Source organism: Aromatoleum evansii, assembly GCF_012910805.1.
Taxonomy (GTDB): Bacteria; Pseudomonadota; Gammaproteobacteria; order Burkholderiales; family Rhodocyclaceae; genus Aromatoleum; species Aromatoleum evansii.
Genome location: NZ_WTVK01000005.1, coordinates 23,925 through 37,542, shown reverse-complemented (window position 1 = coordinate 37,542; position 13,618 = coordinate 23,925). Strand labels below are relative to the sequence as shown.

Here is a 13,618-nt window from a genome sequence, read left to right as displayed (position 1 = left end):
CAAGACTCCAAGAGCTAGTTCCAGGGCTTTCACCGGAAAAGATGACAATCAAGTGAGATGTCGACTGCACGACAAGTGGCATAATTCCGCCTGGGTGAGACATCGGCTGCTCGGCAGCACACATTGCGGCTCGCACCTGCGTCGCACACTCCTTGGGAAATGCGTGAGCGCTGGTGATCTTCAATTAGGCTCGGTTAGCGAGCTTATAAAGGGGGGCGTTCTTCATCCCCGCTTACCAGCGCGGGTACGGGCCATGATCATGTGGGCGCTAGGTCGTTGATGGTCGTTACGCGATCGATTTGCGAGTAGTGCCTAAGTAGGTATCTAGGAAAAGACAATAGTGCAGAAGCAATCGACCGAGAGTGGCCCCCCTCGCTTACGTGTCCTCTTTGGGCGGCGTGAGGCGCTGGAAATGGACTTGCCGCCGGATACCATCCTCGTCGTGCCGTCGTCAGACGGATGGAACGACTTCGGCCATCACACGCGTGTTAGCTACCGGATTCGCATGCGTTCGGCTAGAGAGCTTGTTGATGCAAGCGGCTTCATCGGGTTCATAAATTCGGATACAGAACAGAACGGCAAGGATTTACTGAAGCAGTTGATCTCGCCCCTGGGTGAGCTAACGGTCACAGCAACGCCCGACCACCGCTTCTTCACGATGCTGCCAGACATGGAGGCTTATCGGAGACTCGTCCAAATACTCGATGCTAGCGACGCAACGGAAGTGCTAACCGCGTTAAACGACCTAGTGACCTTGAACGAATTTGAGTCGACCGCGGACATTCTTGATCTGGCAGTCCAATCGGAGGTGTTCTCACTGTCCTTTATGCGAAGCACAGACTCCTACTTCGCATACAAAAACGCAGGCCCGCTACTACGAGGGCTTTCAAGCGAGCAGACGGGCATCTTGTCACCGACGTTGGCAATTCGGTTTCAGTTGCCGGGGCGACAGAACGAGCACGATCTCAGATTCAGCTTCGACCATTCCGCTGACCTGCCGAAGCGTATCGCCGTTGTCATTGGGAAGAACGGTGTTGGCAAGAGCCAGACACTAGGCCGCATTGCACGCGCTGCCATCGACGGAACAGCAGCCCTCACGGACGGGACCGATGGCGGGCGACCGCTGATAAACCGGCTGCTCGCTTTTGCGCCAACGAACGAGGCCGAATCAGTTTTCCCAACGGACAAGAGAAAGTGGCCGAGAATTTGGTACCGGCGGTACTCGATGAATCGGTCGCGCCGATCGCGCCGAAATGACTATTTATCCGACCTGATCGTGCAGGTTGCCAGATCTAGGCAAATGGTTGCGTCAAAGTCGCGGTGGGAAATATTCACCGAAGCGCTCAGTGCCATTACCAAGGCGGACGAACTTCATCTTCCGACTCGCTCAACATTGGGCGCCTACGTGCCGCTGGCCAAGCTACCCAAGGGAGCAGAGCAACGTGTCCTAGAGCGCTTCGCTTCGATCGACGTCAAGAAGGAGCCTGTGCGCGTAGTGGACGGCAAGGGCTACCCCCTGAGCAGCGGAGAGATTTCGTTTCTCAAGTTTGCAGCTCAGGTCAGCTTGCATATTGAGAACGGCTCACTGCTACTGCTTGATGAGCCAGAAACGCACCTTCACCCGAACTTCATCAATAGGTTCGTTTCGCTCTTGGACGGTCTGCTAGAGGCGACCGGGTCCGCGGCCATTATCGCAACACACTCGGTGTACTTCGTGCGCGAGGTATTCCGCGAGCAGGTTACAGTATTGAGCGTGGACAGCGAGAGCTTGGTGCAAGCGCAGCAACCGAAGTTGCGAACCTTTGGCGCTGAAGTGGGTGCGATTTCCTACTTCGTGTTCGGGGAGGATGAGCCGTCAAAGTTGGCCGGAGAAGTCGAGCGAAGATTGACTGCGAAGGGGGCTCCTTGGCCACAGATCTATGAGGAATACAAGGACGAACTTTCGTTAGAGATGTTGAATGGACTTCGCGCGGCAATTGAGGGCAAAGGGCGCCCATGAACAAAGTGCAGTTGCCCGCGTACGATGACTCGGCTGCGTTTGACAAACTGTCGAAGAACAATCGGCTAGGCAGCTATCCGCAGCTTCAGCCTTTGGTCGGAACGGTCCAAGCAAGCTACGATCAGTATATGGCCGTCAACGGCGCACCGACGCTTGTACATAATCAGCCAATCTCAGCAACTGCGGCAGCCTTCCTGAAGGGACACTACGCGTCCCCTCCGACAGATTTGGAACACATCACCAAGATGCGGGAGTCTACAGAACACTTGGTGTGCCCAATGTGTGGGTCGATGCATAGCGGGACGCTGGATCACTACCTGCCGAAGAACGGATTTCCAATTTTCTCCGTCTTTTCAAAGAACTTGGTTCCTGCTTGCAAGTGCAACAGCAAACGCAAGGAGACGCTACTGGGTGCCAACCCGGGCGAGCGTGTCTTGCACCCGTACTTCGATGACTGTCTCGGTGAGCGACTGGTGAGCGCTCGTTTCGAGGACTTGGGCGAGGTGCCGAGGGTCTCTGTCGTGCTGATGATTTCGAACACGCATCCTCAGCATTCGGCAATCAACTTCCACTTCCGGTCAATTATTCAAAGGACAGCCGTTGTACGGTACTTGGCTGATCGATGGAGTTCGCTGTTTCGCAAACCCAGTCGGGTGGTGCGTGCTCTTGCCGAAAACATCGCGACGCAAGACCAGGTTCAGGCCCTGCTCGAAGAGGAGCGTGACGCCCTGGACGACTTGCACAAGGGTAAGAATAACTGGAACTCAATCTTCGTTTCCGGCCTGCTAGATCCAATCGTGCTGACTTGGTTGGCTGAAAGGCTTTCGATGCCCGGCCGGGTTCCAGATAGCCCGCTCGGCTAACTTGAGAGTCCGCTCTGAGAGCGAAGCCAGCCCAATCGTGCAAGAACGATGGACGACGGCTTTGGCCGACAAACGGCAGCTGGTGGGTACCCCCCCCCCTCCCCCCCTACTTATGCGTCATTACCGCCTCAACTTATGCAAGTCTTGCGCAAGTTGTCCGCAAAGACCGAGGAGCTGGCGTCCGCAGGCGGGCACGATCTATCGTGGTCCTCGTCGAAGTCGGCGTGTGAACGTCTTTGCCATCCACGATACGATAAAGTTTCGGTTCGTTCATGTCGCCGGCCGCTAAGTCAGTCTGTCGAAGCCTCTATGAAGTTCGAGGTCGACGACGACGTGCGCAAGTTTTTCGTTGCCGTCGAGCTGCTCCTGAACAGTCAAGATGCACGGACAGGGCCCGTTCATTGCGGCGCAGATCCGGTCGAAGAATTTCCGTGTATCGATGTTCAGTGACATCGCACTAGAGCCGTCCAGGGGTCTCGCCATTAACCGATGATTTTTCATCGACGGTTCGTCGACGTAAGCAATGATCTGCTTGAGATCGGATTGCGGAACCGGTGGAAGTTTCCGAAACTTGGCGATTTTTCCCGATATCTGGCACACATCGTTGCCGCCCGACGATAGGTTCAGGGGAACGGCGAGTAAATCTCCACCACATGATTTTTGCGTTCTAAGTACTGCGTCTTCGATAAGGGCCATGTCGGCCTGGGCGGGCTCAAGATCAGGCTCGAGATATAGCGAAGTGCTCTCTTCCCCTCTGATCCCTCTGGCGTACGCCGCGATGGCCTGAGTACATCTCGTGCTGGCGCCGTTTTGCAGACGAATTTTTTTTGCAGGGTAGCCAATCGATTTGTCGAGCTTTAGGAATGGTACCCAAGATTCGTGCTGGTCAACCGCGCCCAAGGCGACGAGTAGATCTCGGAGGTCGCTGCAGACGTCCGAGATCCCCGCCGGCATTGCATCCCACTGGATTGCGAGCTCGCTGTCCAACAATGCGATTGGGTAGGGCGACTCTGCGACGATAACAAAATACTGATTCTGGTTTTCCATGGAGTCTGGCCTCACACCGGTCGTTCGATGTCCAGAGTGTTACACCTCCTCAACTCGAATGTGCGCTCTTAAAAGGCGATTTTCCCGCTGTTTTAGCGCCCCCTTCCGCCCAACAGAGCAGCAGGAGAGCGAATCCAATCCGGTTTCGGATCGCGAAACTTCGGTTCTCCTTGAAGATCAGAGCGCAGCGGTGGCTGACCGTGCTGAATCCGTCGTCAAGCGTGAGCGGATCGATCTGAAATGGGTTGCCACCCTTGGTCACGTCCGTGCGGGGTCTGATAGTGAACTGCTGTTCCTTCGCGTACTCGCGGAGGTTGGGATGTTCGGGGGCGGTGGCCGTGAGTTCGTAGTGCGAGCCGTCGATGGTCGCCGCGTCGAGGAACAGGCGCATCCACACAAAATGGGCCGGCTTCGCGAGCAAGACTTGGCGTTGGCGGCTTATGAGCGATGCGACGCTGGCGGAGGTCGGCGCCTCCAGATCGGACGGCCAGGCAGGGCAGAGGGCGTCGATCCGCTCGGCACAGGACAACAACGCTTTCCACTGCTCCTCCGTGACGGCACCGAGCAGAAGTCGGGCCGCCTCCTCATTGCTGATTTTCGGGGTGCTGTGGTGTCTCGAAATGCACAATAGCGCTTGGTAAATGCGAGCGCAGCCCGACTCCTCCAAATCGAGGTGACGGGACGCCGCTTGCCATGGGGTGCCACGCGCCAACAGCCTTAGCAGTCGAAGGAGATCCCGGCAACCTGGACTGCGCGGCGTTGGCGCTTCCGGAGTGTGTAGGCTGCCGCGCTGCCGGGGAAGGCTGTCGAGATCGTCGCAGGCGAGCATCCGGTGCTTCACGGGACGGCGAACGGCGGGATCGGCGAACGATTCGGCCCAACGATCCAGGACGTGGATGTAACTCGTCAAAGTGGTTGAAGGCCCGGCGTGGCCCAGGATGCGGGCGAGTGCCCATAAGGTACGTCGAGTAGAACCTGGCGCTCCCAGGAGGTGGTGTGCGATGGCGTGCGGCGATGGATCCGGCAGGACCGACCGGTACGACGGATAGCCTGAGAGCAGGCCGTCGAGAACCCGCATGGCAAACGTGTGCCTGGCATGGTGCAGGGTCGTGCTTGGGCTAGTGGTGGCTTGCCGCAGGGCGCGAATGATTTCGCGGTGAATCACTCGACGGCGGGCACCGGACACTGAGGCCGCTCCGAGGAGGGGCGCCGCAGCGGTGTCGCCGGCATCCGCCTCGCTAGTCGCGAGTGCCTGCTTTATGGAGGTACGCTCCGGCTCCGTCAGGTCGAAGAGGAGGGGAACGAGCCGCCTGGATGCCTGTGTTTTCAGTTTGCGGTGACGATTGTTGCGGACGGCAATATAGGTTTCTGCGCCCAACTCGACCCAATCCTCCCGCTGCAGTGCAAAAGCCTCGCCAGCCCGAAGCCCGAAGCGATAGCACAGAATCAGGATACTGCACGCAATGCATTGCTCCCCGGCTGGAAGGGCTCTCTTGGAAAGCAGCGCAAGTGCACGAACATAATCCGTTTCGCGGATGTAGCCGGCGGATACCTGAGCACCTCTGGGGGGTATTGGCAATTCGTCCCAATATGGCTCCACCAAGGCAAAATGCTCGCGTGCGAAGGCGTGAAAGCGGTGGAGTTGCTTGCCGACGATCGACAGGTCACGGTCGGTGCGCACTTCGAGGATCTGCCTGTACAACTCGGTGAGTTCCTCCTCGTCGGCGCCGACGAGCTCCTCGTCGTACCACACGTCTTCGATTGCTCCGGAGAGCGTATTGAAGTAACGCCTGACGCTGGAGAGCTTGGAAACCGTTGCGGCAAGATGTGCAACCCAGGCCCCCGCGATCCGTATGGCCGATGGCAGATCAGGGCTGCAACGCTTGAGTTCCCACCGGAGTTTGCCGACCAGGTCGCGCCGTGCGTGGGTACGTGGTCCGGTGTCGGAGGCCTCGAGATGTTCCCTCAGTGCACGAAAGAATGCGTGCACACGCTGTTGCAGGGCCGGTCTGTCGGTGGGGGCGACCTTGGCTTCCCGTTCGACCATCGCCAAGTCATGCCAGGTCTCGTCCTCGCCTTCGCACGGTAGTGCGAGGAATTTGCCTGTGTCCACGCGGACGAGGTCATGCCAACCGAGACTATAGGAAGCGACACGACCTGCGAGGAACGCGGCGAGTGCGCCCGGGAGCTCGATAGCGTTGGCTTGGTCGGTCACCTCGGTGAACGCGGCAACAATGTCCCGCGTGTTGTAGCCCTCGTGACGAGCGCCGGCATCAATCAGCAAATCGGAAATTCGCTCCAGGAGCGCGTTGTCCGATTGGTGGCGCCCCTTCTTCGCCCTAAGGCGCGAGAAATAAGTCGCAGCGGAACGCGACATCGGTAGTCGTATCGTTGGAGCTCCCGTGGGTGCGCGATCTGACCGGGGCTCGTCCTCCGCCTCATCCACCGTGACGTTTGGAAGGAATTCCAGCCAGTAACGACGCTGATGGAAGATCAGCCTTGTCGCGCCGGGGCGCTCCAAAGCCCACAGGATTTTCGGGTTCGAAAGGCGACTCTCGACTGCCAGGTGCAATGCGCACATCAGCGCGGCATCTGCAACGCTCGCTTTGGCGGGGGGCTTGAAACGCCGTAGTCGCGGCAGACCCTCTCGCAGCATGTCGCGCCCTTGTTGAGCCCAGACAGCTGATTCGCGAAAGAACGGAACCTCTTCGTTCAGCGGAACGTAGACGCGGCGGCGCTTCAGATGAACGCTTTTTCGGCGCGCCACGCGCTGGGCCACTCGAAGGTAGAACCGGTAGCGCAGACCGCCGAGTGCGTGAGGAAGTCCGCCCGGCATAAACAGCAGTTCCCGCTCGAGCGAGTTTATCTCTTCGTCATCAAGTTGATGGAGTTCGCGCCCGCGAAGATGCTTCTCCATCACTTGCCGCGCCTGGCGCCGCCCGATGGTTTGACGCTGACGCTGCGCTTCCTCGCGAGCAGCGAGCCCGAAGTTTCGGATCGCACCGCCGGAATGGGCCGAAGGTCGGAGGGGCAGCGCTTCCGCGTCTATGCTCGGCGGCTCGGGCCATTGAACGTCCAGATCCGCGAATAACCCCTCGATCGCCGGGCGCAGCTGTTGCACGTCGAGTTCCCACGTCCGTAAGGAATGATCTCCGTGGGTGACACAGCCCGCGTATGCGTGTCCGAGCAGTGAGTCGATGAGTTCAGGGTCGGCGCCATTGTGCCGCAAGCGCTGCGAGTAGCGATGCCGGAAGCAGTTCAGTGGCAGCGCAAACGTCTCGCCGATCTCCAGCTCGATGGCCTTTTCCGAAAGGGAGACCCAATCCGACACGTCTTCCCTCAGCAGGAAGAAGAAAGGCATGGTGCGGGGTGCGTGCAGCGATTGCGTCGCACGTATCTGCTCTGCCAGCCACGGTCGGGTTGCCTTTAGGTTTTCTGCGAGCCGTTCCAGGTAGGGGAGGTAAGTCTCCCTGATGTAGTTCGTCACTGACGTCGGTAGCGGGACGAGTCGCCCCATGCGATTTACGCCCGCGAGTTTGTCCGCAATGAAGACACGACCCCTGTCGAGGTCGAAGTGGCTGATCGACTCGAAGGGGTCGGTGACGGGTCTGCTGCCGGTTGCTGCAAGGAGCAGCAGGACAAGGTGGCACGCAAAGGCATTATGCTTTAGGGCAAACGAGATGCCCCCTGCGACTCTACCTCGCAGTTTCGCGCCGGCACTGTGGAGTTGCTGGCGCAGCGCGACGTCGATGGGACTGAGGTGACTGCCGAGCGCGTTCGATTCCGGTTCGCAATCAGTCCTCAGTTCGACGCCGCATCTTGCGTACGCGTCGACTACTGACCCAGCACTCCAGGAGGGGTAGGCGGTTGCTCCAGGTAGGCCGCTGTTCGGACGCGAGCAGGCCATTGCCGCGAACAACGCGTCGTTGCCCCCCGCGAAGAGCGTGGTTGGAAGCCACCTCCCGAGCATCGAAGGCATGACGCGGCTGAACCCGGCTTCCCGGGCAGCATCCCGGAACAAGGACGTGGCGGAGGCCCAGTTTGTAGGCCAGTACTGTCTGAGCGTCCCGGAAGGAGCAGCTGCACCGGTGTGTGCCTGAAGTGTCGATGTTGCCCAGTCGGGCAGGGAAATCTTGAGCTCCGAGCAGGGACTCGCCAGGAGTTCCGCGTGTGTTGGTTGCGCCCGCCATCCGGATCGTGGCCGCGGGGGCCGCCGTCGCAAGTCGGTGCAGGCGCCGCTCAATACCCAGTCTTCTGCGGCGTTGTCGCTTATCGGAATATCCAACGTCTGCTCGAGCGAGCGGTGCGTCGTGATCGCAAGCCATACCAGTACTGCAAGGAGGCGTTGAGGCTTGGTCGGCGCATCCACGGAAGCCTCGTTAATCCAGGATCCGACAGCAGCGTATTCATGCGGGAGCATCTGCTGCCAGGACCACGGCAGAAACTGTGCTTCCTCGCGTCCGAGGAGCAGAACCGTGTGTGCGCTGCCGAGCTGCCGCGTGAGGTTTTCCTCGGGGTCGGCATCGCAGCCCAGAAGCGTTTCTTGAACGGTGCCATCGGTGTTCGGTTGAGGCTCAAGAAGCACCGCAGAAAGTTGCAGATCGTCATCGATGAGCCAGCGTGGCGGTTCGGCAGGACAAGCTTTGGGATCAGATACGGGCTGCCAGCCGGGAAAGTCAGGCAGGTTCCAATCGGCGTCTGCTTCGAGTTGAATTTCCCCGATTTCGCATGAGCCGACCTTGCCCAATGCGGAGAGCTCGGTTCGCTCGGTCTCCTCGGGGTTGGCCAGCATGTGTTGGGCTTGGCGAACAACATACTGGTTGATCGACACGAACTGCGAGGGAAGCGCGGCGACTAGCCGCTCCACAAACGCCAACCATCTTGGATTGTCGGCAGACGCGAGCCTAAGGAACTGGGCGGCCGTCCGGATATGGCGGTCTAGTGGATGACCTGCGACGCATCGGACCACGCTGTGCGCGAGTAGCCACAACTGGAACCGCTCGAACCAGCGTTCCATTGCCTCATTTCCAACCCTCCGAGAGGTGACGATCGGGGCGCGCTGAGTCAACAGCGCGATCATGTACGCCCAGGACAACTTGCCGGGGAAGTGCTTCGAGGCGGGGATCGCAGGCGAAAGGGGAGGATATTCGTTCAGCAGCCAGGAGCCGGACGGAGTGGTAAGGTACTCGGCGAGTTCGGCAAGAGCGTGAAGCTCGGGTGCGTCGTGCTGCCAGAGACGGAGGAGCTCAAGTGAGTGTGGGCGCCCCAGAACGGCGATGGCGGATCCGAACCACCGAGGATGTTCGCGCATCCGGCACGCGTGCACCAGTAGCAGGAGAGAGGGAGTGCAATCTCCAGCCTCTGCCCATCGAAGCGCCGGCCCCCACCCCTGCGGGAGGGCAGAGGTCGTTCGTACGTCTGGGGTTTGGCGGGCAGCCAGTAGGTGCGACATGGCTTAGTGCGATGAATATTGGAATGGAGTCGATCATGCCACCATTCTTGGATGTGCTGGAAAGCGTTGTTTTTCCACTAAAGAGACCTGTATGGCCAAAATTTGTACATATAGCATCAATGTTATTGGGTTCCCTCCGAAGGCCTCGGGCGCGCCAGATATCGAAAAGCCCTGATTTCCCTATGAAATCAGGGCTTTTTTCATATCTCCGGGCCGGACGAATCTGGGCACTTAGTGTGTCGTCCCGAACTCATTATTCATGGGCGCTCAATACCGCCCAGCCCTTATCAGGTTGCGCTCAGCGGACAACGTCGAAGATCACACTCATGGGCGCGCTGCCGCTATGACTGCGGTAGCTGACCGGGCCGTGATACACGAATGGTGCGGCTTTTCCTGCTGCGAGCTTCGTGTCGCGTACGAACAGGTGAATCACGATGCTACGCTGACGCTGTTCGACGAGTTCACGGCCGCGCTTGCTCTCTGGCGTTGTTGAATTTTGGCTCTGCCAGTGGAAGCTGTGATCGTCGATCCAGTGATCGAGGTAGCGATGATCCTCGGCCTTCCCCTGCTTGTTCAGGGTGACGAGCAAGACATGCGTGGCACCGTCGTCGAGCACAACGTGCCCACTGTTCCAGTTGCCCGGGTTGAATGTCTCCCCGAATAGCGCGGGGATGTCTTCCCGCATGAACGCTTCGCCGATTGCGAGTTCCAGCGGGTCGATGACGGCCTTTAAGCGAGCCAGTGTGCGCATGTTGTCGGTGGCGACGAGGTCATCGTAGTCGGGATTGTTGGCCTTCAGGACATAGGTCCCGTCGGACATTTTCGATACGACGCGCAGCAGGTATTGATTGTCTCCTGCCTCGTCCTGCCTTTCGATTGCCATGATGGTGCCGGTGATCGAGCCCGCGTTGCCTGGCGTGATGAGCTCCAGCAGCAGGTAGTCGCCATCTCGGATCGGATTCTTGCCGCCGTTCATCGAGTTGCCCGACGCGCGGGCGATGAAATGACGTCCGGGGTCCAGGCGACCATAGCCGCTGCCGAGGCTGCGGTGCTCTTCGGAATCCGTCGTGCCGGTCCTGAAGTGGCCGCAGGCGATGCGAAGGTTGGGAAAATATGCCAGTTCGGTGCGCTCCGGCCGCTCGCGCTTGAATGGGATGACGTTGGTCCCGCCAGTGTTAGTGATGCGTCGTACTTCATACGCAGCGAGTCGATAGTCGACGAGTTCCTGAACGAACGCACTGAAGACGTCGTGGTGTTCCGGCATGACTGCGAAGGTCGGTTCGAAGCGTTGTTCCCGAACGTGGAAGAACGTGGCCGAGCCTGCGGACTGCTTGACGCCGACCCAGGCGTTCACGGGATTGTCGCGCCAGTAACGCTGCCAGGATTCGGCAGTGCCGTCACCCACCGCGCGCACGGCGTCGGAGAGATCGCTCAGCAGCGGCCTGCGACGTTGCAGCACTTGCCAGGACCGCGATGCGAGTTCAGTGAGAGCGGGGGGCGTGCGCCAGCCGCCGAGTTCCTGCAGCGCTTCGAGGAGCACCATCTTGAAGCTCTTCGTCATCGCTGTCGTTTCGACTTCGCGGAGGAATTCGCGGTGCGCGGTCGCGGCGTCCGCCTCGTGCGCTGCGAGCTCGCCCATCGTGGCGATGAACTCGAACCAGCTGCCGTATTGTCTGCGCATCCCCGCGACGTTTGCCCCCGCGCGATAGAACTCGGCCAGCGTCGGTCGTCTTCCCAGGCCATTGCGCAGGGCCTCAAATTCCTTTGCGACCCCATCGGTGTCGAGCGATTTGAGGAAATCGATGAGCGCGAGGTCGTAATTGACGAAACAGCCATCAGGCAGTGCTAGCCGCCCCTGCTCCACCTTGCGGGCGAACTCGGCGAGTTGCCGGTAACTTGCGCCAACTCCCAGGAGTGCCTGCGGTTTATGCAGGAAGCTGTGATGGTTGCCGATGAAATCGAGCACGACGAGCTTGTCCTTGCCGTCGGCTTTGCGTAAGCCGCGGCCGAGTTGCTGCAGGAACAAGATCTTGGATTCGGTCGGGCGCAGCATCATCACAGTGTCGATCTCCGGCAGGTCGACACCTTCGTTGAAGAGGTCGACCGCGAAGATGACCTGCAGGCTTCGATCGGCGAGTCGACCGAGCGCATCGGCACGGCTGATGTGCGAGCCGGCGTACACGGCTGCGGCCGCCACGCCGGCGCGGCCGAATTGCTCTGCCATGTATTCCGCATGGCGGATGGACGCGCAGAAGGCCAAAGTGCGCTGCTGTGCGCGATCGCGCCACTGTTTCAGCGCGTGTCGGGCCCGTGCCAGGGTGGCGAGTTTGTTGGCGAGCTGCTCGGGATCGAAGCGGCCGTTGCGCCACGGAATTTCGCGATAATCGACGGAGGTGTCGTGAATGCCGTAATAGTGGAACGGCACGAGCAGCGCGGCGGCGATACCCGCGAACAGATTGCAGGTGAAGATGAGATTGTCGTCACACAGCGAGAGGATGTCCGACTGGTCGCTGCGATCGGGCGTTGCGGTCAGTCCGAGCAGGAACCGCGGGGCGAAGTAGTTGAGCAGGCGTCGGTAGGTGGCGGCTGCCGCGTGGTGAAACTCGTCGATGACGATGTAATCGAAATGATGTGCGGCGAAACGTTCCAGGTGGGCTGCCCGGCTGAGCGTCTGCACCGAGGCGCACAGCACGTCGACCTGACTGTCCCGGGTTTGTCCCCTGTAGAAGCCGATGCGCGCATTGGGCCGCATGCGCAGGAAGGTTTCTGCCGCCTGATTGAGGATCTCCTCGCGGTGTGCGACGAACAGCACGCGGCGCGCGCCGAAGGCGTGCGCATCGAAGGCAGCGAGCCAGGTTTTGCCCAGGCCCGTGGCGAGCACGACGAGGCCACGGCGGTAGCCTTCACGACGCGTGCCGGCGAGCGCTTCGAGGGCTTCGAGCTGCACTGGAGTGGGCGTAGGTGGGGGCTCGGTCTCCGTGCTCCCCGGGGCGATAGCGCGTGGAGGCGGGATGCGCCGCGCTTCGTAGCGGTCGATCCACGCGTCGTCGAGTTCGATGGTGCGTGGGTCGTGGAACAAGGCCTCGAAGCGCGCGCGTGCTTCGAGAAATCCGTTATCACCGGGGTAGTCGACGCGGTAATTCCATTCGAGGCCGTTCTTCAGCGCCTGCCGGCTGATGTTGCTGGAACCAATGAAAGCGGTGCCACGCAGGCCTCCTCCGTGCTGTCCGTTATCCGTGAAATGGGCAAACAAATAGGCCTTCATGTGAAAGCTGCAGCTCGTAGCCTCGAACACGCGGACCTGCGCGCCCTGCTCCTGTAGCAACATCAGGAGCCGGAGGGCTTCCGGATCGGTGAGATCGAGATAATCGCTCGTGACGATTCGCAGGCGCGCCGGTCTCCTGGAGGGCGCGGCTTCGGCACTGACCGCGTCGTGGAGATCGGGTAGCAGCAGGCGTAGGCCCGTGACCTTGATGAAGGCGACGGCCATGTCGATTTCGTCGGCTTGGGTAATCGCATCGCACAGGTGGGGCAGGAAGGGATGCTCACCCCCGGTGACAAGTTTCTCGTGGCCGCAGTGCTTGTGTCGGACGAGCGCGTTGAGCCATTGTTCGTTGCGGCCGGGGCGTTGATCCGACGTGATCCATGTTTCGATCGCGTCGAGATCGGGAAGCGAGTCGACCCAGCTGCGTAGGCGAGCATCAGTGGCGTCGGTGAAGTGGCGGCCGTCCTGAATGCGTTCGCCGTCGCCGAGTTTGAAGCTGAGGTAGAACACGCCGCCGCTCTTGAGTGTGCGCCACAGACGAGCGATGGCGTCTGCAAGGGCTGCCTCGCGCAAGTGGAGCAAGCTCGCGCATGCCCAGATGCCGTCGTAGCACGCCGTCTCGGTGATCTCTGCAAAATCACGTACGGCGACGGGTTGGCCGGCATAGGCGCTTGCACGACGCGCCAACTCCGCCGATGCGTCGAAGGCGGCGACGCGGTAGCCACGGTCGGTGAAGGCTTTCGCATCACGGCCCGATCCGCAGCCAGCATCCAGAATGAGACCGTCTTTCGGAATGGTTGCCAGAAAGCGCCCATACAGCGATGTCATGTCGACATCGACGGTTTCCGTGAAGAAGCGATCGGCGTTCCGGTCGTAGTAGTCGATGGAATCGGACATGCAAGGTGCTGGCTGTTATGCATAAACTTCGCATAGCGTACCAGGCGCGGAGCGCAACCGACTCTGACCGGCTTCAGCCTGCTTCGGCTCGGCCC

General features: G+C 60.1%; 5 protein-coding genes. 2 read left to right on the top strand and 3 right to left on the bottom strand.

All coding sequences use genetic code 11. The features are described from left to right. Positions 1-340 precede the first annotated feature (340 nt). Both GO615_RS03440 and GO615_RS03435 read left to right on the top strand, forming a co-directional pair. Positions 341-1,999 carry an AAA family ATPase gene (locus GO615_RS03440; protein ID WP_169125652.1) on the top strand — a complete coding sequence of 553 codons (1,659 nt, stop codon included), beginning with the start codon at positions 341-343 and terminating at the stop codon, positions 1,997-1,999. After that, complete coding sequence (locus GO615_RS03435) at positions 1,996-2,862, top strand: hypothetical protein (RefSeq protein ID WP_169125651.1); 867 nt, start codon at positions 1,996-1,998, stop codon at positions 2,860-2,862. The genes GO615_RS03440 and GO615_RS03435 overlap by 4 nt, the downstream gene beginning before the upstream one ends. Before the next feature lie 285 nt (positions 2,863-3,147). Here GO615_RS03435 and GO615_RS03430 read toward each other — a convergent pair whose 3' ends face one another. The 3 genes from GO615_RS03430 to GO615_RS03420 all read right to left on the bottom strand — a co-directional run bounded on the left by GO615_RS03430 (position 3,148) and on the right by GO615_RS03420 (position 13,523). Continuing rightward, the gene (locus GO615_RS03430; protein ID WP_169125650.1) at positions 3,148-3,909 is read right to left on the bottom strand and encodes a hypothetical protein; all 762 of its coding nucleotides are present in this window, start codon (positions 3,907-3,909) and stop codon (positions 3,148-3,150) included. A 49-nt stretch (positions 3,910-3,958) separates the two neighbouring features. Beyond that, on the bottom strand, positions 3,959-8,926 hold the full coding sequence (locus tag GO615_RS03425; protein ID WP_169125649.1) for a hypothetical protein: 4,968 nt from the start codon (positions 8,924-8,926) through the stop codon (positions 3,959-3,961). Between the two features lie 733 nt (positions 8,927-9,659). Then, positions 9,660-13,523 carry a DUF3427 domain-containing protein gene (locus GO615_RS03420; protein WP_169125648.1) on the bottom strand — a complete coding sequence of 1,288 codons (3,864 nt, stop codon included), beginning with the start codon at positions 13,521-13,523 and terminating at the stop codon, positions 9,660-9,662. Positions 13,524-13,618: the final 95 nt, after the last annotated feature.

Bases quoted from the DNA above. Each gene is read 5' to 3' on its own strand.
- GO615_RS03435 (WP_169125651.1), top strand. From the start codon at position 1,996: ATGAACAAAGTGCAGTTGCCCGCGTACGATGACTCGGCTGCGTTTGAC.
- GO615_RS03430 (WP_169125650.1), bottom strand. From the start codon at position 3,909: ATGGAAAACCAGAATCAGTATTTTGTTATCGTCGCAGAGTCGCCCTAC.
- GO615_RS03425 (WP_169125649.1), bottom strand. From the start codon at position 8,926: ATGGAACGCTGGTTCGAGCGGTTCCAGTTGTGGCTACTCGCGCACAGC.
- GO615_RS03420 (WP_169125648.1), bottom strand. From the start codon at position 13,523: ATGTCCGATTCCATCGACTACTACGACCGGAACGCCGATCGCTTCTTC.